This window comes from Marinoscillum sp. HNIBRBA16962 (assembly GCF_057801515.1).
Genome location: NZ_CM173603.1, coordinates 2295946 through 2315479, shown reverse-complemented (window position 1 = coordinate 2315479; position 19534 = coordinate 2295946). Strand labels below are relative to the sequence as shown.

The 19534-nt window shown below is 42.2% G+C and carries 23 protein-coding genes; 14 read left to right on the top strand and 9 right to left on the bottom strand.

Annotated elements, in window-relative coordinates:
- Window positions 1-7 precede the first annotated feature (7 nt).
- Together AC3E9V_RS09990 and AC3E9V_RS09985 are read right to left on the bottom strand one after the other, a co-directional pair.
- The gene (locus AC3E9V_RS09990; protein WP_488753048.1) at window positions 8-3217 is read right to left on the bottom strand and encodes an efflux RND transporter permease subunit; all 3210 of its coding nucleotides are present in this window, start codon (window positions 3215-3217) and stop codon (window positions 8-10) included.
- 12 nt (window positions 3218-3229) lie between these two features.
- Window positions 3230-4426 (bottom strand): efflux RND transporter periplasmic adaptor subunit, encoded by a 1197-nt coding sequence (locus AC3E9V_RS09985; protein ID WP_488753047.1) that lies wholly within the window; start codon window positions 4424-4426, stop codon window positions 3230-3232.
- 224 nt (window positions 4427-4650) lie between these two features.
- Between AC3E9V_RS09985 and msrB the strand changes: the two genes are divergently transcribed.
- From msrB to AC3E9V_RS09970, 3 genes are all read left to right on the top strand, one after another.
- Window positions 4651-5043, top strand: coding sequence for a peptide-methionine (R)-S-oxide reductase MsrB (gene msrB, locus AC3E9V_RS09980; RefSeq protein ID WP_488753046.1), 393 nt, complete (start codon window positions 4651-4653; stop codon window positions 5041-5043).
- A 146-nt stretch (window positions 5044-5189) separates the two neighbouring features.
- Window positions 5190-5789 carry a transcriptional regulator gene (locus AC3E9V_RS09975; RefSeq protein WP_488753045.1) on the top strand — a complete coding sequence of 200 codons (600 nt, stop codon included), beginning with the start codon at window positions 5190-5192 and terminating at the stop codon, window positions 5787-5789.
- Window positions 5786-6502, top strand: coding sequence for a DUF3307 domain-containing protein (locus tag AC3E9V_RS09970; RefSeq protein WP_488753044.1), 717 nt, complete (start codon window positions 5786-5788; stop codon window positions 6500-6502). Before AC3E9V_RS09975 ends, AC3E9V_RS09970 begins: the two co-directional genes overlap by 4 nt.
- 14 nt (window positions 6503-6516) lie before the next feature.
- Here AC3E9V_RS09970 and AC3E9V_RS09965 read toward each other — a convergent pair whose 3' ends face one another.
- From AC3E9V_RS09965 to ccoS, 7 genes are read right to left on the bottom strand one after another with little or no spacing between them, the layout of a single operon-like run.
- Window positions 6517-7200 carry a sulfite exporter TauE/SafE family protein gene (locus AC3E9V_RS09965; protein ID WP_488753043.1) on the bottom strand — a complete coding sequence of 228 codons (684 nt, stop codon included), beginning with the start codon at window positions 7198-7200 and terminating at the stop codon, window positions 6517-6519.
- Complete coding sequence (locus AC3E9V_RS09960; protein WP_488753042.1) at window positions 7197-7673, bottom strand: FixH family protein; 477 nt, start codon at window positions 7671-7673, stop codon at window positions 7197-7199. Before AC3E9V_RS09960 ends, AC3E9V_RS09965 begins: the two co-directional genes overlap by 4 nt.
- A gap of 11 nt (window positions 7674-7684) precedes the next feature.
- Window positions 7685-9115 carry a cytochrome c oxidase accessory protein CcoG gene (gene ccoG / locus AC3E9V_RS09955; protein WP_488753041.1) on the bottom strand — a complete coding sequence of 477 codons (1431 nt, stop codon included), beginning with the start codon at window positions 9113-9115 and terminating at the stop codon, window positions 7685-7687.
- Window positions 9116-10051 (bottom strand): cbb3-type cytochrome c oxidase N-terminal domain-containing protein, encoded by a 936-nt coding sequence (locus AC3E9V_RS09950; RefSeq protein ID WP_488753040.1) that lies wholly within the window; start codon window positions 10049-10051, stop codon window positions 9116-9118. It abuts the gene before it with no gap.
- A gap of 1 nt (window position 10052) precedes the next feature.
- Window positions 10053-10229, bottom strand: a complete 177-nt coding sequence (locus AC3E9V_RS09945) for a CcoQ/FixQ family Cbb3-type cytochrome c oxidase assembly chaperone (protein ID WP_488753039.1) — start codon at window positions 10227-10229, stop codon at window positions 10053-10055.
- A gap of 5 nt (window positions 10230-10234) precedes the next feature.
- Window positions 10235-12415, bottom strand: coding sequence for a cytochrome-c oxidase, cbb3-type subunit I (gene ccoN / locus AC3E9V_RS09940; protein WP_488753038.1), 2181 nt, complete (start codon window positions 12413-12415; stop codon window positions 10235-10237).
- Window positions 12372-12569 (bottom strand): cbb3-type cytochrome oxidase assembly protein CcoS, encoded by a 198-nt coding sequence (gene ccoS, locus AC3E9V_RS09935; RefSeq protein ID WP_488753037.1) that lies wholly within the window; start codon window positions 12567-12569, stop codon window positions 12372-12374. The genes ccoN and ccoS overlap by 44 nt, the downstream gene beginning before the upstream one ends.
- Window positions 12570-12868: 299 nt before the next feature.
- Here ccoS and AC3E9V_RS09930 point away from each other — a divergent pair, with 299 nt between their 5' ends.
- The 11 genes from AC3E9V_RS09930 to AC3E9V_RS09880 all read left to right on the top strand — a co-directional run bounded on the left by AC3E9V_RS09930 (window position 12869) and on the right by AC3E9V_RS09880 (window position 19534).
- Window positions 12869-13228, top strand: coding sequence for a hypothetical protein (locus tag AC3E9V_RS09930; RefSeq protein WP_488753036.1), 360 nt, complete (start codon window positions 12869-12871; stop codon window positions 13226-13228).
- A gap of 465 nt (window positions 13229-13693) precedes the next feature.
- Window positions 13694-15079, top strand: a complete 1386-nt coding sequence (locus AC3E9V_RS09925) for a hypothetical protein (RefSeq protein WP_488753035.1) — start codon at window positions 13694-13696, stop codon at window positions 15077-15079.
- A 291-nt stretch (window positions 15080-15370) separates the two neighbouring features.
- On the top strand, window positions 15371-15982 hold the full coding sequence (locus AC3E9V_RS09920) for an FMN-binding negative transcriptional regulator (protein WP_488753034.1): 612 nt from the start codon (window positions 15371-15373) through the stop codon (window positions 15980-15982).
- A gap of 144 nt (window positions 15983-16126) precedes the next feature.
- Window positions 16127-16618, top strand: coding sequence for a DinB family protein (locus AC3E9V_RS09915; RefSeq protein WP_488753033.1), 492 nt, complete (start codon window positions 16127-16129; stop codon window positions 16616-16618).
- A 65-nt stretch (window positions 16619-16683) separates the two neighbouring features.
- Window positions 16684-17058: a VOC family protein gene (locus tag AC3E9V_RS09910; protein ID WP_488753032.1), complete on the top strand. Its 375-nt coding sequence runs from the start codon at window positions 16684-16686 to the stop codon at window positions 17056-17058.
- Window positions 17059-17125: 67 nt separating this feature from the next.
- Window positions 17126-17506, top strand: a complete 381-nt coding sequence (locus AC3E9V_RS09905; RefSeq protein WP_488753031.1) for a group III truncated hemoglobin — start codon at window positions 17126-17128, stop codon at window positions 17504-17506.
- A 90-nt stretch (window positions 17507-17596) separates the two neighbouring features.
- Entirely contained in the window at window positions 17597-17842 is a 246-nt protein-coding gene (locus tag AC3E9V_RS09900; RefSeq protein ID WP_488753030.1) for a hypothetical protein, read from the top strand.
- A complete protein-coding gene (locus tag AC3E9V_RS09895) occupies window positions 17839-18240 on the top strand; it encodes a type II toxin-antitoxin system VapC family toxin (RefSeq protein WP_488753029.1) in 402 nt (133 codons plus the stop codon). The genes AC3E9V_RS09900 and AC3E9V_RS09895 overlap by 4 nt, the downstream gene beginning before the upstream one ends.
- Before the next feature lie 11 nt (window positions 18241-18251).
- On the top strand, window positions 18252-18572 hold the full coding sequence (locus AC3E9V_RS09890) for a hypothetical protein (RefSeq protein WP_488753028.1): 321 nt from the start codon (window positions 18252-18254) through the stop codon (window positions 18570-18572).
- A 15-nt stretch (window positions 18573-18587) separates the two neighbouring features.
- Window positions 18588-19070 carry a GyrI-like domain-containing protein gene (locus AC3E9V_RS09885; RefSeq protein ID WP_488753027.1) on the top strand — a complete coding sequence of 161 codons (483 nt, stop codon included), beginning with the start codon at window positions 18588-18590 and terminating at the stop codon, window positions 19068-19070.
- Entirely contained in the window at window positions 19070-19534 is a 465-nt protein-coding gene (locus tag AC3E9V_RS09880) for a hypothetical protein (RefSeq protein WP_488753026.1), read from the top strand. Before AC3E9V_RS09885 ends, AC3E9V_RS09880 begins: the two co-directional genes overlap by 1 nt.

Genomic DNA, 19534 nt, shown 5'->3' with positions numbered 1-19534 from the left:
CAAATAATTAAGCTGATTCTTTGTATTCCTCCAGGCGTCTTTCATCGAGTATGACCCGCTCCACCTCTTCTCGTGTAGGTTTCTGGCCTGTCCAAAGCCATTTGAGCGCCCTTCTGATGTCATTGAATATCAGGATCAACACCGGAAAGAATGTCAAAATGATGAATGTACCGATCAATACTCCATAGGCTACAGAAATGGCCATTGGGATCAGGAACTGTGCCTGAAAGCTAGTTTCCTTGATCAATGGATACAGCCCCAAAACAGTCGTTAGGGAGGTCAGCATGATCGGCCTGAAACGTGATATTCCGGCTTCATAAGCTGCCTGGTAAACGGTCATTCCATCCTCTTTCACCATCTGATTGAATTTGGCCAGAAAGACCACAGCATCATTGATGATCACACCTGACAAGGCTACCATACCCCAGACACTGAGCAGCGAAACCGGTAGCTCTCTACCACTGATCCAGGACTCTACACCATGCCCCAACATGGCTCCAAACCACCCTAAAGGAATCATAAGGATGATCAAAATGGCCTGGTAAAAAGACCTGAAAGTGATCATAAGGATAAAAAAGATCATCAAAAAGGCCCCGCCAAAATACATTCCGATTTCCTGACCAGCTCTGGCGCTCTCTTTAGACTGACCTCCATAATCAATGCTGACAGAGGGAAATTTTGCCTGAAGCTGAGGGATGATATTGTTCTGAATATTATTGAGAATGGGAGGCACCTCCGCAAACGGGTCCACAACATCAGCCTCTACAGTAATCGCACGCGAAGTATTGTAATGGCGTATGCCCGAAACACCACGCTCTATTCGATAATCAGCTACCTGAGTCAGAGGGAACTCCTGTCCTGACCCTGCCTTTACCTTCATATCTTCCAGCTGACCAATGCTCTCCCGGCCACTGTTTGGATAACGAACCCACACCCTGAGTTCATCATTGCCCTTCATAAACCGCTGGACCTCTTCACCAAAGAAGCCCTGACGCATCTGCGTAGTAATGTCATTATGAGTCAGACCAAGGAAATAAGCCTCGGGCTTCAGGTCAAACAACATTTCACGACGACCGATCGGTACGTTATCCTGAATTTCTTTCAGATCCGGAATGTTAGCCAGCTCAGCCTTGAGGTATTCCCTGGCATCCCTAAGCTCCTCGTAATTTTTTCCCATCAACATAACAGAGACGGGTTTGCCCCACCGGTTTCCTCCTCCTACACTGAACTTTTCGGCATCCGGTACAGGACCGATCTCTTTCCTGATTTTGTCAATCAGGTCAAACTGGTTGATCCCATAATCATCCAGCTCTTCATACATCACGTTTACAGACCCTGCATGCGATCCGCTCTCCCCATCTCCTGAAAAGCCAACGTTGGTAAAAGTATACCTGATGATATCATCTTCCGTACTTAGCTCTTCCTTCAGGTCTTCGTTTACCTTCCAGATGGCATCATTGAAGTCTTTCAGGTGAGCCTCGACCTTCTGTTCCCGTTCACCGGGTTTAAAAGATAAGTTTACATTAAAGCTGTTGAAAGGGATCTGCGGGAAGAAGGTCGCTTTGATCTGTCCACCCTGCAGCAGTCCCACTATTACAAGAAGAAAACCGAATAATGCTGCCATAGAAACGGTCCTGTACCGCATCGTGTACTTAAGCAGGTTGCCATACATCTTGTATTTCATGAAGTCGATAAAGCCATTGATCTTCTTCCGGATCTTATAGCTACGTGTATCCTCTTTTTTAACGGAAAGTACCTTTTTACTGGCCAGGTGGGCAGGAAGCACAAAGAATGCTTCAAGGAGTGAAAATCCAAGGCTAAAGATCACCACATAAGCCATGTCTTTAAGAAACTCAAATCCACCGGTTAGTAATAACAGTGGTGTAAATGCCACAATGGTGGTAGTGACCGAGGTAAAGACAGCTGGTAATACCTCCATCGTTCCTCTCACAGCTGCTTTGATCGGATTGCCGGATTTTTCAAAGTGAGCGTAGATGTTTTCCGCGATCACAATACCATCATCCACCAGAATTCCGATCACCAGGATCATTCCAAATAAGGATATCATGTTGATGGTCAGCCCTACAAAGGTTCCCAGGATAAACATCCCCAGGAAAGATGAGGGAATACCCCATGCCACCCAGAATGACAACCTTAAGCTGAGAAACAGTCCCAACGAAATCAACACCAGCAATAACCCCGTCAATCCATTGGAGGTCAAGAGATCCAATCGCTGGCTAAGCATATCATTAAAGTCCCAGGTATTGGTCAGCTTTACGGCATCATGAGTTTCGTTGAAGTTTTTCACATAGTTTGATACCGTCGTTGATATCTCTTCAAGGTCTTCTGTTTCCAGCTTTCTGACTTCCAGAAATACTGCTTCCTTACCATTAAGCAACCCTTTGTTCGGTTGATCAGCAAACTGTTCTTTGATAGTAGCAATGTCTCTCAGCAATAGCTTGCTGCCCTCCGGATTACTCCTTACTACAATATCCGCGATCTGATCAGCGTCTGTTTCCTTAGCCCTTGAGCGAATAAGTATTTCCTCATTGGGAGATTTGATGGATCCTGCAGAAACATCCCGGTTGTTTAACCGAACAGCATTGGCCACCTGATCGAAAGTAAGGTTGTACCTTCTCAGGTCCTGCTCTGTTACCTCAATAGAAATTTCCAGGGGTGGAAATCCGGATACATTGATCTGACTGATTGACCCTGTAGCCATCAGCTCATCCTCGATGTTTTCGGCATATTCTTTAAGGGTCTTCAGACTTACATCACCTGTCAGTCCCAGCCATTGGGCTGTAGACCGCTGGCGTTGTTTGAAGATGATGGGTTTTTCCGCTCCTGCAGGAAATGATGAAATACCATCCACTGAATTCTTTACCTCCGTGTAGATCTCATCAATGTCATAGTTGTCCAGTGTCACTATGGTTATGTTACTGGAATTTTCAGATGAGGTGGAAATAATCTCATCAATCCCGGCAATGGCCGTAAGGGACTCCTCGATTTTTGTAGTCACTCCTTCTTCCATCTCTTCCGGAGAAGCCCCGGGGTATGCTACGGTAATATTGATATTCCGATCTGCCCGTGTGGGAAAGAAAGACTTCTTGGTGTTCAGCAAACTTGCCACCCCGCCTACCAATGTGAGGGCGATCAGGATATTTGCCAGGATCGGATACTTAACGAAGTATTCTACCAGTCCTTTAATAAAACTCATGAGATAAGGGGGTTAGTTTGATGCTACATTTCCAGATGCCGAGGTGCTCTCTTCTTCAGCAACACCTGTTTCCAGATCAATATCCTTCTTCTCCTGCTTATAAACTACCAGGTTGTTATGTGCATTGACCAATGGCTCAATCACAAGATCACTTCCACTTTCCAGGCCACTGATGATGGCCTTTTCTTCCATTAACCTGTGAACGCTTACCTGCTTTACTTTAAGCAAAGTATCTTCCACTACGAAGACCTCACCTCCATTGTAAAGGACATTTCGTGGTATAAGCATACCATCTTTTATGATCCTGGCAGGAATAGCTGCCTGAATGAATTGCCCGTCATAAATCTTTTGCTTACCAGGCTCAATGGCAATAAAAACATCCACGGACTGTGTATTTTGATTTACATAGTCACTGATACGGATCACTTCGCCTTTCCAGCTTTGCTGGGTCTCCTCAGAATACACTTCTACAGGCGCACCCATCTGTATCCATGGAATGTCCCTGGTCTCCACAGAGACTCTTAGCTCATGCAAGCCGGATCGCAAAATGGTCCCGATCTTTGTGCCGGGATTGATGAATGCTCCGGACTCCATGGTTACTTCTGAAATGCTTCCATCAAATGGTGCGTAATACCTGTGCTTTTTCAATCGCACCTCTGCACTCTTTATGGTGTAAAATGTAGAGTAAATGCCTTGAGTTGCCAGAAAGGTCTTTTCCTTTTCTGATTTTATCCTGGGCAGCTCCGGAAGATCCTCACCTATCTCGATAGATGAAAAATACTTTTCCCAGGCAGGGAAATTATCCGCATAATCCACTTTCAGATCAGGTAAGATACTGGCTATATCCCTGAGAAAATTACTCTTCTGAGAGCGGAGATTAAGCTTTGCTTCTGTGTCATCCACATAAAACAGCAGGGTCCCTTTGCGGAATCGTTCTCCCTCTTTCAGGCTCACCTGACCGGCGTACATTCGGCCCGAAACCTCAGATAGCAGGTCGAGCGAGTGAGCTGTTTGCACTCTGCCGTAAGCCACTACATGTGTTTTCACATCTTCATACGCTACAGGAACAGTAGAGACGTATTTCTTAACTACCGGAGGTTTCTTGATTTCAGGTTCTTCTTTTTGACTTGCAAAAAATGATTGCAATCCCACTGCTACCACCAGGACACCCAGTGTGGTGCCCAAAATAATCCACTGCCTTTTTTTCATTGTTTAGTTAGTCGTTTGGTTCCAAAACTCAAGCTTTGATCACTTGCAGCCTTAGACCGGCACTGCCGGTTTTTAACAGGTTTATTTAGCTAAAAAATCAGATCCAGGGAACTTTAAAGGATTTGACGAGATTTTGTTTCGTTATACGATGTATACTTGATGGACGGAGCAAAAAACTGTTTGAAACGTATATGAGTTCACTAAAAGGTAAAAATCTGATTTCAATGGGCAAAATTAATAAAACGGAAGAAGAATGGAAGCAGGAGCTTACTCCTGAACAATATCATATCCTGCGCGAAAAAGGAACCGAAAGAGCCTTTACCGGCGCATTGTTAAACAATAAGGAAACGGGTATTTATGAGTGTGCAGCTTGTGGCAACGCTCTATTTAAGTCCGATACGAAGTATGATTCAGGCTCCGGCTGGCCCAGCTTCTGGGAGCCTTTCCGGAAAAATGCCGTAAAGCTTACCATGGACAAGTCATTTGGCATGATCCGTACCGAGGTGCAATGTGCCAACTGTGGCGGTCATCTGGGGCATGTTTTTCATGATGGCCCCCAGCCTACCGGCGAGCGGTACTGTATGAATTCTGCCGCACTTAAGTTTGATAAAGAGTGAGGCTTTTCTTCATAATTTCCTCTTCTTAAATATCGGTCCTAGAGCCGATAATCAGAAATATCGGTCCTAGAGCCGATAATCAGAAATATCGGTCCTAGAGCCGATAATATTGGATATGGTATTTTAATCCGATATATTTGAACAACATGGTTGCGGTAATTACAGGAGATATTATCAATTCCCGGCAAGGTCACATCAATGATTGGCTCCCAACTTTAAAAAAAGTACTCAACCAATATGGAAAGGAGCCAAAGCAATGGGAAATTTACAGAGGCGATAGTTTTCAGCTAATCACTTCTCCGAAACAGGCTTTATTAACGGCAATTCACATCAAAGCCGCAATAAAGCTCACCAAACATTATGATGTGAGAATTTCAATCGGAATAGGTGAAGAAACCCATAGGGCCGGGAAAATAACCGAATCAAATGGCCCTGCTTTTGTTCTTTCCGGAGAAGGTTTTGAATCGCTTAAAAAACACACACTGGTTTTAAAAACACAAAGTGATCAAATCAATGAAGTTGTAAATGTAATGATCAGACTTGCATCACTGACCATTAATTCCTGGAGCACTACTGTGGCCAGGACGGTAAAGATTACACTTGAAAACCCTCATAAAAATCAAAAAGAGATAGCCGGAATCATCAATAAATCGCAAAGTAGTGTGAGTGAAACTTTGAAAAGAGGTGGATTTGATGAAATTATGTCAATGAATGACTATTACCAAAAAGTAATCGAAGCTGAATGATCACTCTAACGCTTAAACTATTAATCGCCCACATTCTTGGTGATTTTGTATTTCAACCAGATAAATGGGTAGCACATAAAAGGAAAAATAAATACCGTTCAATTTACCTCTATCTGCATGTAATCATCCATGCAGTGCTAATATTGCTGCTCACAAAACTAAACGAAGACGATTGGTGGACAGTGGCCATAATTGCTTCCAGTCATTACATTATAGATCTGATCAAGCTCCGGTTTGAGGGGAGAACCAATGAAATCACCTTATTTGCCTTAGATCAGGTAGCACATTTAGTCGTAATTGCCATAGTGGTCTTTACAAGATATTCCTTTACAATAGAATTAGATTTCCTGGATAATCCTAAAGCATTGCTTTTAACTCTATCTTTAATTGGGGTTACTTACGTCTCTGCAGTTCTTATTAAGCACATCATGAATACATGGAATCTGGAGGAGGACAGAGACGAGGATTCATTACCAAATGGAGGAAAGTACATCGGGATTCTTGAACGATTGTTTGTCTTTGGATTTATTATTCTCAATCAATGGCAAGCAATTGGGTTACTCATTGCAGCTAAATCCGTTTTCAGATTTAGTGACCTCTCAAGATCAAAAGACCGAAAACTGACTGAGTATATTTTGATAGGAACGCTACTGAGTTTTGGAATAGCCATTTTTATAGGCATCCTATACACCTATTTAATTGAAATAATTTAGAGCCGACAAACCTCCTACAACCCACAAACAGACATCAGCTTCCCGATCTGTACCTGCATGAGTTGGTTCAGGTCGGGATTTTCAATTAAAACACCCCGGATAATCAGCAATAATCCTGAGATCATTGCCAGTGGTGTCGTCAGGTTGGAAAGGTTTTTGGAGATCCTGGGCATATGATTGGCCGCCAGGGTAAGCCCAAGCAACATTGGGATGGTTCCAAGTCCAAACAGCAACATAAACTGAATGGATTTCAGAACCCCACCAGCCAAAACAGCGCCGGCAGCCGCCAGGTAGATCATGCCACATGGCAACAGGCCGTTGAGCATACCAGCTGCTAACCACCTCGCTCTTCCTTTATAAAAACCGGTCAAGCTTTCTTTCATGTGGTTGTAAAACCAGGAATGGTAATACCACCCTTCTACCCGGTTGCGTAATTTCGGAAATCCGTACACCAGAATGATTAATACCCCAAGAATAATCGCCCCAAACTTTTGGAACTGGAAAAAGAACATAGACATGCTCAGCACACCAAAGAGTAACCCAATGACACTGTAGACCACCAATCTGCCTGTATGGTAGATCATAAATGACAAGACAGAGTTTTTCTGTCCGGACCGGGTAAACGTAAGCATCAAAGGCCCACACATACCCAGACAGTGTATACTTCCAAACAGTCCGATGAGAAACGCAGCTATCACCTTAAGAAAATATCCGTTTCCTGGAAATACGGGGTTTTATCCACCTCCCAGTTGATCTTTATTTTGTAGTTACCTTTAATCAGGTCTTCCTTGGAAACAACCTGACTATTCTGACTGTCCAGCGTTATGGCATAGCGCTTATCAAAGAGCTCCCTGGAGGGATGATAAAAGTGGACCTCTCCTTTAGCTGAACGAAATGTGTCAGGAAAATTAAGGATCACCTCATTTTTAGTTTGCCTGACCTCCACGTTCAATCCACTATTTGCCAGGTTAGATTTTTCTTCTATCCGGTCCTGATAGGCCAGTTCATCTAAATAATACGTTTCCGATACCAGGTCTACATCTTGCTGAAAGGCGCGGATCACCACATAGATCACAAAAGAGCAAAACAGGATAAAGGAGATTACAATCCCTGTTCCCCAGTTAAACTGAAAGCCTTTTTTAGAAAATTTTTGATTGTTTAGTTGTGTCATTTCATAAATGATTAAATCGCTGGTCCAAGGAATTTTGTGGAGACAGTTTCTATAAGCTCTCCATTGGAGTACACGCCGACTTCCACTTCACTGCTCATTTTAGTGAGGTTCTCGGGAGGAATGATCACAAAGAACGCCCCTTCTCCTATCCCTTGTTTCTCGAGACTAATACCCGCTCCTACCATTTTTATCTCACCAGCTTCAGGCTCAAGTAATTTTAATGAAACGGGCAGGTCTTTATTCGTCTTATTGACGATCTTCACCTGGTAGAGATTGCTGATGCGACCATCCTCCATTTCCTGGTACATCATACCTGGAGTACGCAATATCGTTGTTTCAAAATCTGACCGAATAATAAGAAGAGAGATCATCACTCCTACCAGAACCACTAAAACTGTTGAATAAGCTTTCATTCTTCCGGTAAACCGGAAAGCCTTTTTCTCAGAGATATTTTGCTCTGATGCATACCTTACTAACCCTCTGGGCAGTCCCACCTTATCCATGATGGAATCACAAGCATCAATACAAGCTGTACAGTTCACACATTCCAGCTGCGTACCATTACGAATGTCGATCCCGGTGGGGCAGACGTACACACACTGCTTACAGTCAATACAATCACCTTTGCCTGCATCATCCCGGTCCTCTCCTTTCCTGAATTTTCCCCGTTGCTCTCCCCGCTCATGGTCGTACGCTACCACTATACTCTGCCTGTCCAGCAAAACGCCCTGAAGTCTTCCGTATGGACAAATAGTAGTACAAACCTGCTCCCGCAACCGACTAAAGACCCCATAAAACAGCCCCGTGAGTACCATCATAGCTGTAAAACCTACGGGTGACTCAATGGGGCCTGCCTTGATCATGCGCCACGTTTCCTCAACGCCAATGATATATGCCACAAACGTGTGCATGATCAGCAGGCTTATGAAAAGGAATATGAGTTGCTTACTTGTTTTTTTAATGATCTTTTCGCGATTCCATGGCTGCTTGTCCAGTTTTTTCTGAGCCATATAATCCCCTTCTATCCAGTACTCCACCCTCCTGAAGACCCACTCCATAAATATGGTCTGGGGACAGATCCACCCGCAAAATATCCGGCCAAACACTACCGTAAAAAGAATAATAAAGACCACCAGTGTGATCATCCCGATTACCGCCAGGAAAAAATCCTGCGGCCAGAAAACCTGACCGAAGATGATAAATTTTCTTTCGAAGAAGTTGAAAAGCAGTAAAGGCTCTCCTCCAATTTTTATAAACGGTCCTGCAAAAAGGATCGCCAGTAACAATAAGCTGACTAAAAGCCGGTAATTAGTAAACTGTCCCTTAGGTTTTTTAGGATATACCCACACACGCTTACCGCTTTCATCCACTGTGGATAAATGATCGCGGTAAGATTCCTCCTCCTCTTTATCTCCATAAAGTTCGCTTATTTTTGGCTCCATTTATATTCCTGCCTCTATTTCTTCCTGACCATCTTCTGCAGACACTTCCTGCCCTGAAGATGCCGGGTTCTCCCGCTCATACAGCTCACCCTGCGGTTCTTTGGGATTTGGCGGATTAGTCCCTTCCATAGTGTAGATATAGCTGGAAACCTGTTGCATCTCTTTTGGAGAAAGCTGTGATTGCCAGGCGATCATCCCTTTTTGCGGAACTCCGTACTTCACTGTTTTGAAAATATCCTGTATGCTCCCACCATGTATCCAGTACCGATCGGCGAAGTTGGGCCCTACACCTCCCTGACCCTCCTGACCATGACAGGCCGCACATTGTGAGATGAAAATCTCCCGACCAGCAACCAGATCCACTTCTTCTGTAGTTAGAGTCACACTGGATTCATCAATCAGGTTTTCCTGAGAGGCCAGGTATGATTCTACCTGTGCTTTGGCTTCAGCCATCTCCCGTTCGTACTCATCCTGCTGGAGACTACCGGTTTTAAACACATGATAGTGTAGCAAATAGGCCACACCAAAGATTATGGTCGCATAAAAGCCATACAACCACCAGGGAGGGAGCCGGTTATCAAGCTCCCGTATACCATCATAGGAGTGATCTGTCATTACTGTGGACTCCTGCGCTACCGGCACAGAATCATTGAGGCGATTCCAAAGCTTTCTCCAGAAACCAACACCCTCTTCTCCGTAACGAGCGGTTATCAGCTCCTGCTCAGCCTGGGGCTGGCTAAGTTTCAATACAGCTCTTAAAGCAAAAAGTACAGTGACCAATGCTACCAAAGCCAATACACAAACCAGTACCGCTACTCCCAGCACAATCTCTAGTTGATACTGACTGTAAAAGCTCTCACCTTCGGCCTGAGCATAAGAAATACCAGGCAAAGCAGCTAACCCTAAAAAGGAAAATATATATTTCAGATTTTTCATCTTAATCGTCGTTTTCATCCAATGGAAGTTGGGAAATCTCTTTGATCTGCTTTTTATCTGCCCTTAATACGTAGATGAAGAGCCCTACGAAAAAAGCAAAGAATATAATCAGGGAGATCAGCGGGAATATTTCGATTCCCGCGATCGTTTCCATATGGTGTTTTATAAATTTCAGCATCTTGTTTATTCTGTTTTGTCAGCTACACCTTCGATTTTACTAATGTCCGTCCCAATGCGCTGGAGATAAGCAATGAGCGCTACGATCTCTTTATCAGGCATCACTTTTACCCCCTGTGTTTCCAGCTCTGCAGCAATTGCAGCGGCCTGTTGCTCTGCGTCCGCAAGCGCCTGGTCTTCATAGCCTTCTTCATAAGGAACCCCAAGTGTTTGCATGGCCCTGATCTTAGCCGGAATGTCCGCTTTGTTCCATTCCTGATCAAATAACCAGGGGTATGGCGGCATGATCGATCCCGGCGACATGCTGGTAGGGTCCAGCATATGGTAGAAGTGCCAGCTGTGAGGGTATTTCCCGCCTACTCGCAATAAGTCCGGTCCGGTCCTTTTTGACCCCCACTGGAACGGGTGATCATAGACAAACTCACCTGCTTTGGCATATTCACCATATCGCTCAGTCTCAGATCGGAACGGACGGATCATCTGTGAGTGGCAGGTATAGCAACCTTCCCGCACATAAATATCCCGACCATTCAGCTCCAGTGGTGTATATGGCTTCACACTGGAAATGGTAGGCACGTTTGATTTGACGAGGAAGGTAGGCACGATCTCAACAACACCCCCGATACCTACGGCAATCAAACTCCAGACCAGCAGATTGACCGGTCGCCATTCAAAAATTCTTCGGTGCCAGTGTTCTGACCGGGGAGGCTTGTATCCCTTGATCAGTGGAGCCGCTTCCGCTTTGGTCTCTCTCAGGAAGCTGCCGCTCCTGGCTGTTTTTACCAGATTGTAAACCATGATAAATACTCCTGACAGGTAAAGGGCGCCTCCCAATGCTCGAAGCATGTACATCGGCAGGATCTGGGTGACCGTTTCCAGGAAGTTACTGTAGACGAGGGTTCCTTCAGGAGAAAACTGCTTCCACATCAAACTTTGAGTAAATCCGGCCCAGTACAGTGGCAACGCATAGAAAATAATGCCTAAAGTACCAATCCAGAAGTGCGTATTGGCCAACTTTTTAGAAAAAAGCTCAGTCCCATACAGCCTCGGGATCAGATAGTACAACATAGCGAAAGTGAGAAAGCCATTCCACCCCAATCCACCTACGTGCACATGTGCTACGATCCAGTCAGTAAAGTGAGCGATCGCATTAAAACTTTTCAATGAAAGCATAGGACCTTCGAAGGTGGCCATACCATAACAGGTTACTGCCACCACCATAAACTTCAGGGTAGGATCTTCACGAACCCGGTCCCAGGCGCCACGGAGCGTAAGCAGACCGTTTAGCATGCCTCCCCATGAGGGAGCGATCAGCATCACCGAAAACACCACACCCAGCGACTGAGCCCAGTCAGGCAAAGAATTGTACAGCAGGTGATGAGGACCTGCCCAGATGTAGATAAAGATCAGCGCCCAGAAGTGCACAATCGAAAGCCGGTATGAATAGATGGGCCGGTTGGCTGCTTTCGGTATGAAATAATACATTAAACCCAGGTATGGGGTGGTTAGGAAAAACGCAACTGCATTGTGGCCGTACCACCACTGAACTAATGCATCCTGCACACCCGCATACCATGAGTAACTTTTAAACAGACCTATTGGCAACTCAAAGGAGTTAACAATATGAAGCATCGCCACTGTGACGAATGTTGCGATGTAAAACCAGATGGCTACATACAAATGTCTTTCTCTTCTTTTGAGGATGGTACCAAACATATTGATCCCAAAGACCACCCAGATCACGGCAATGGCAATATCGATTGGCCATTCCAGCTCAGCATACTCTTTACCGGTGGTGAGTCCCAGGGGTAAAGTAATAGCAGCCGATAAAATGATCGCTTGCCAACCCCAGAAGTGGATCTTGCTCAGCAGGTCACTATACATGCGGGCCTTACACAACCGCTGAAGTGAATAATATACACCGGCAAAGATCCCATTACCTACAAAGGCAAAGATCACGGCATTGGTGTGGAGTGGACGAATACGACCAAACGTGGTGTATTGCAGTCCGAAATTGAGTTCAGGCCAGAAAAACTGACAGGCAGCCAGTAATCCTACAGACATGCCTATAATACCAAAGACCGTAGTGGCGATCAGGAACAAGCGAACGATCGCATTATCGTAGTAAAAGGTTTCCAGCCCACTACTTTTTTTCTGTTCCGTCTTTTCGTCGAGGGTTGCTTCCATTGATTGATTGTTTTGGTTCATCATCAAAAAGTATTCTTACAGATGGCGTATAGTCGTCCTCATACTGGCCACTGCGAGATGCCCAGATGAAGGCTCCGAGGAATCCGCTGGCGACCAGCAGACTAAAACCGATAAGGATGAATATGACGCTCATGATAGTTTTAGCAAAAAAACAGGGATAATGAGGGGTATCTTATGAGCGAGTTCAAGGAAAAACCTGATTTTTATCAGGAGAAAGATATCCGAAATGAGAATAAGGCTTTCCTGACATGGATACACAGAAATCCATGTCAATAAGTAGTCGGATTAAAATGTTTAGTTTTAGGGAGTCTTGTAGCAAAGGAGGACTGGATAGGTCCTCTTATGATATCATTAGCTGTAAAAACTCAATATGATAGAGTTCGATTATTAATAGAAATGGCATTATAAAGATGTGTAAAGGCAGCAACTAAAATGGCCAAAACACCAGTAACATTCGGAATTTATCTCCTTGGAGCAACCACAATTTGGGCAATTAGAGGATTTAAAGGCAAGGTTTCTGATTATTTACCTGGCCCCTATGAACAATCAAAAAGGAGAACAAATGCTTTAATTATTGGATCAATAATGACACTATTAGTCGTAATTATTGGAGTTAAAATTCACAAATTTTATCAAAGTACACAACCATATGTGATTCCTGGATTAACGCCAGAGGAAACACAACAAGTACTTGAGTACACAAATGGAACAGGGGAAATTGTCATTGAACCTGAGGAATTGGAGAGATTATTGAAGAAACCGGATTCAGTAAAAAAGGACTCAATTAATTAAAAAGTCAAAACATAGCAATCCGCATTTGCAATGCGGACCAATAAAAAATGGAAATTACGTTATCATGAGAGATTACTTCGAAGAATTTTCATTCAAAGATGTACTATCAGCACTCCTTTCAGCCTTAATGCTACTATCGCTCTTCTTCTTTTGTCGTCAATTGAATCTATTAGATTCCTATTATGTGCTGGCATCATTTCTTTTATTCCTACCAATGATTGTCGGTCATCGAGTATACTACATTGAGCATAAGCGAAGAAATAGGTTTCTTGGACGAATTGTACATGACTTAGTTGTGTCAGTCTTTACTATCCTAATCGCTATTTTAATACTTAAAATATCAGGCACATTTTATATGATTGGGTATTACTCCAACTTAATAACTTCGGTTCTGATCATAATCTTCATGGTGGAATTCATCCTCTCACTGATAAATTGGGTCATTCTAAAATTTGGATTGACATTATGGTGAAGTTTAAACTAGGCGGAATTATCCTTTCTATTATTTTATTATTAATTAGCTACATAGACTTCAATAATCATGGTGGGAATCCTGAGAGATACATCGATTGGCATCCTGATTCGGCCATGGTAATAGAGGATTTTAAGCAAAAAGAGAAGTTCTTTGGGAGAGATTTCGATGCTTCAATCGCCACGAATTTAACATTGAGAAAATTTAAAAATGGCACAATTAAGGCATTCACAACCATGGACAGGTTTAATTCATGGTTTAACGAAAATGTTCGAAGCAAAGAACGGCTATTGAAGCACGAGAAATATCACGCCAACATTACTTATATAGGCACACAATGGCTTAACAATTCCATCAAATCCAAAACTTTAAGTTATCATGATGCAAGTAACCTTCGTGATAGTATTCAAAACATAATAATTCAGATTCAAAAAGAGTATGATGCCCAGACAAACCACAGCATGAGAGAACCTTACCAAAATTATTGGGAATATAAGATAGATTCCATTCTAAACTCTCAAATTGAGATAGCAAATACTGACATTTTCAGTGGCGCTTCCGCGTTTTTCCCTGTTCAGCCAGAAAACTTGATACAAAAAGATACTTTTATTTTGAGAGAAGTATTTGTACTGGACAAATACCAAATGCGGTTTAGGTTTTTTACTGATTATGATTCATATATTGATACAACCTCTATTGAAGAATCTTACATTGATTTCCTGAAAACGGTATCGTTCACAGAAGTGGATTCAAAAATTAAGAAATGGAATGGACTATTTACACTAGAAACAAACTGTATTGACACAGCAAACAATAGACATTTTTACGATAGAATCATAGTAAACGGCCAAACATCGTATCATTTAACTTATTTTCATCCGATCACCACAAGAAATGAGGATGGATCAATATATATAGAACTGAGAGACAGATTCTTTAATTCTTTCGAATTAGTTGACAAAACAAACTTCTGGATAAAATACTACAATAAGGTTGGAATAAAAGAAACTAAAGATGTTACCTTCCACAAAAGTAGTGAATCGGATGATTATAATATATTAACTTCTCTCTCGCATAGCGATAACTCACTTAAATACCACTATCCAATTATTCACAATAATAAAGTAATTATCGCATTTCAAGCCGTTAGACATAGCCCCAAAGAAATAGACGAACTCCTAATTAAAATAAATGACAGTAAACTCCTTTCTCAAAAACCTGACTCATCATACCAACTAATGACTCTTGATTTATCTGAGTTTAATAGGACTAAAAATCGTATTCAATTTGGTTATACAATCAAGAGTGATTCAATAAAAGAAGCTTATCATTTTTACAGCACAGTAATCAATAATTTCAACACATCTGATGGACCATAAAAAACTAATCGCTGAATATATGATGAAGAAAAACGGTAAAAGCTGGTAATTAAGTAGATCAAATTAACTAACGGCCAGAGGCCTCGGCCATATTAGTCACTTGGCTGGAGCCGAGCGACTGATGGAGTTATTTAATCGATCTTTTCCCCTTTTGATTTTAAAGATATAGAAGGTGTAATACCTTTGATCCAGGGGTTTAAAATTGCCGAGTACTTAAAACTCAACTTATCAATAGGATAGTAAAGTACTGATCAGAATCAACCACTTACTTACTGTTAAGAAGATACTAAAATGTATATTCCCAAAACCAATATTTTAGCTGATAAAAACGAGGCAATCGACTTCATCAAGCGGTTCAGCTTCGGAACCATTATAACTTCAAAAAACAATGTCCCAACAGCAACTCATCTGCCTTTTCTTGTGGATTTGAGGAATGACAAAATTGTGCTAACATCCCATTTCGCAAAAGCTAATGATCAATGGAAGGACATAGAGGAAAACAAAATATTAGTCATTTTTAGCGAACCCCACGCCTATATTTCACCAACTAACTACGAGAAAGAACTAAATGTACCCACCTGGAATTACATTTCGATTCATTCTTATGGCGAAGGAAGACTTATTACCGATTCTGATAAAGTCATTGAATTACTGGAAAAAACCATAGACTATTATGAAGAGTCCTATAAAAAGCAATGGCATTCTTTGCCGGATGAGTATAAAACAAATATGTCCAAAGGAATTGTAGCATTCGAAGTAGAAGTATTCGAATTACAAGGGAAGAAAAAATTAAGTCAAAATAAAACAGCGACGGAACAAAAAAACATAATCAACTCTTTATCAAAAAGCGATAACTCAAATGAAAAACTAATCGCTGAATATATGATGAGAGAACAACGGTAAAAGCTGGTAATTAAGTAGATCAAATTAACTAACGGCCAAAGGCCTCGGTCATATTAGTCACTCGGATGGAGCCGAGCGACTGATGGGGGTGGTTAATCTTGAATAAGCAAAGGAACTCTCATAAAAACTGTCCGGTTAAAAAGTATGCAATACACACCCAAAGACGGCTTCCCCTATTATTTTAATCTGGTAGAAAAAGCCGATTGCAAGTCCCTTTTTTCATCACCAACGACATTTGAATATCTGGAGTCAATCAATGAAGACAAAGCAAAATACCGATACGCTCCAGGTAAATGGAACGTCAAGCAAATCGTTGGACACATCACTGATCACGAACGGATAAAGACATTTCGGGCTTTTTTACTAAGCAGAAATGAACCCGTACAATTGTGGGGATATGACCAAAACGCCCTGGTTGAGAATAGTCGATTTGAGGAACTGGCATTTCAGGAAATCGTAGATGACTTCAAAGCCCTCAGAAGGTCAACGGTTAGTTTTATTGAGTCCTTGTCCGAAGATCAAATGAAAATAAAAGGTCAGGCGAACCAATATGAAATCACCCTTGAACACTTCCTTAAATCAATTATCGGACATGAATTACATCATATAAACATTATCAGGGAAAGGTATGTTTGATGGGAATTGATCCCTTCAATGCCATAAGTCGAAAATTGAGAAAACAGACACTTGAAATAATCAAAATGACCAACGAGTTATCCATTAGAAGAATTGTTCCCAACATTTATTCAGATGACGTAGAAAAGAGCAAGCAATTTTATATCGGATTTTTAGAAATGGAATTAGCGATGGACATGGAATGGATATTAACCTTTGTCTCCAGGGAAAACCAGACCGCTCAAATATCGATTTTTAGAAATGAAAAGAATAAGCCTCTGGATAACACAGCAATATTTCTATCCATTGAAGTTTCGGATGTTGACCATTTGTATGAACGGGCAAAAGCACAAAATATCGAAATAGTATATCCAATTACTGATGAGCCCTGGGGTGTGAGACGATTTTTTGTAAAGGACCCGAACGGAGTAACCATCAATCTATTAACACATTTAAATTAATTCGAAGTATTCTCCCCTGGTCTTAACATCCCACTGAAACCTTATTTATTCATACTTTTGCCCCGCCATGAAAGACCTCAAAAACCGGCAGGATATCGAACGGCTGATCGATACGTTTTACAAGCGGGTCATCAAAGACGATGTGATCGGTCACTTCTTTACCCGGGTGGTGAAGCTGGACTGGGAAAAGCATATTCCTACCATGTATGACTTCTGGGAAACTACCTTACTGGGTAACGTGAAATACAAAGGAAATCCAATGCTAAAGCACATTGAGCTGAATCGAATAGAGCCTCTGAAGGCTGAGCATTTTGATCGATGGCTGGCCCTGTGGGAGCAAACGATTCAGGAAAATTTTGAGGGTCCGAAAGCGAAGGAAGCCATCACGCGTGCCCGACACATTGGCGAGCTGATGAAGTTCAAGATCAGGCAGGATGATAGCAAATAGGTTGTATTCCTACAGTGTGGAGTTCTAGCTTCTTCCCTGTGAGGGAACTCGTGAAAAAATTAAATCCATAAAATCCAGTAACTTTATACCATGGCAACTTTGAAAATTAACGATAGGTCACTTGCTAAGTATTTTGGATTTCTTAAAAATCTGGACACCCAAACAAAAAAACGGTTGATTATCCAACTAACAGATTCGATTGAAGCAAAAAAAGAAGATAAGAAAGGAATCGATCATTTATATGGAGCTTGGGAAGATACCAGAACTGCTGAGGAGATAATTGATGAAATTAAAAATTCCCGGACTCAAAACCGTGAAATTGAAGGGTTTGAATGAGTTATTTGCTGGACACTAATATCTGTATCTACTTCTTTAGAGGTCGGTACAACATTAAAGAAAAAATCAATTCTGTTGGGATCGAAAATTGCGCCATTTCTGAAATAACTCTTGCAGAACTAGTCTACGGAGCTGAGTACAGTTCCAACCCTGGAAAAAATTACAAACTCATCTCAGAATTAACAGATCAGATAGCGACAATCTCAATCTTTGACTCTATCCCGGAATATGGAAAACAAAAGGCACGGCTTAGATCTGAAGGTACTTTGATCAGCGACTTTGATCTTCTTATCGGATGTACAGCTATTGCTAACGATCTAACAATGGTCACCCAGAACATTAGAGAATTTAATCGTCTCAATGGGATTAAAGTAAAGAACTGGATAGATAAGAAATAATACAATTCACAATGGAACGCATCGTCATTGTCGCCTATAAGCCTCATCCCGGTAAAGAAGCAAAGCTAAAAGAGCTTATGAAAACTCACTGGGAGCTATTGAATCAACAGGGACTGGTTTCTGACCGAAAGTCCATCATGATGGAAGCTGAAGATAGTACCATCATCGAAGTATTTGGATGGAAATCCAAAGAAGCTATGGAATCTGCACACTCCAATCCCACAGTATTGAAAATGTGGGGTGAGTACGCAAAAGTGTGTGATTACGTACCCATTGGCCAGGTACCCGAAAGTCAAAACCTCTTCTCTGAGTTTAAACCATTTTCTGAGTAACTCCTAACCGACAGTATGAATCACTGGATTAAAAAATTCCCAAACAAGCAGTTAATAGGCAAACGACTGATCATGTCCTTCGCTGACAATAAAACCGGTCAACTTTGGGCCAGCTTTATACCACACTGCAAGACGATCAGGCATACTGTAGGAACTAACCTCTATTCCCTGCAAACGTATAGTCCGGGCTTTTTTAAAAATTTCAATCCTGCAACCCCTTTTGAGAAATGGGCTGCGGTGGAAGTCTCTGCAACGGATGAAATACCGAAAGGAATGGAGGTCTTTAACCTGACGGGGGGACTCTACGCAGTTTTTCCCTATATAGGCCACCCGGCAGAATCCGCACCATTTTTCCAGGAAATTTTTAAGTCATGGCTACCAAAGTCTGAGTATGATTTAGATGACCGCCCTCACTTTGAGGTTCTGGGAGAAAAGTATAAAAACAATGACCCCAGCTCAGAAGAAGAAATCTGGATCCCAGTAAAACCGAAGAATTAATGGAAATCACTGAGTTAAGAGAACGTAGCGAAGTTGCCGCTAATAAGAAGCTTTCCGGAAGATTCTATCTTTTGAAAAAACTACTGGAAGAGCTCCGAAAGAAGGACATTCCGAGCGATTTTATAAAATCTTTCAATACGACCATAGATGAGGTCAATCAGTTTTCCGGAACGGACAAAGAGCTGCTCAAGAAACTGAAAAGCGCAAAGAAAAAGATCCTCAACCCTGTGATCAAGCAACTTAAGCTGACCCCAAAGGGCTACTACATGAGTATTTATATGGCCGTGGGAATGAGTGCTGTAGGAGTACCTATCGGGGTTGCTTTTGGTGTTGCCCTGGATAATATGGGCTTTATGGGTATTGGTTTGCCAATGGGAATGTCTGTGGGCCTGGCTATAGGAATCGCGATGGACAAGAAAGCCGAAAACGAAGGTAAGCAGCTCGATTTATCCCTCGATAAGTGA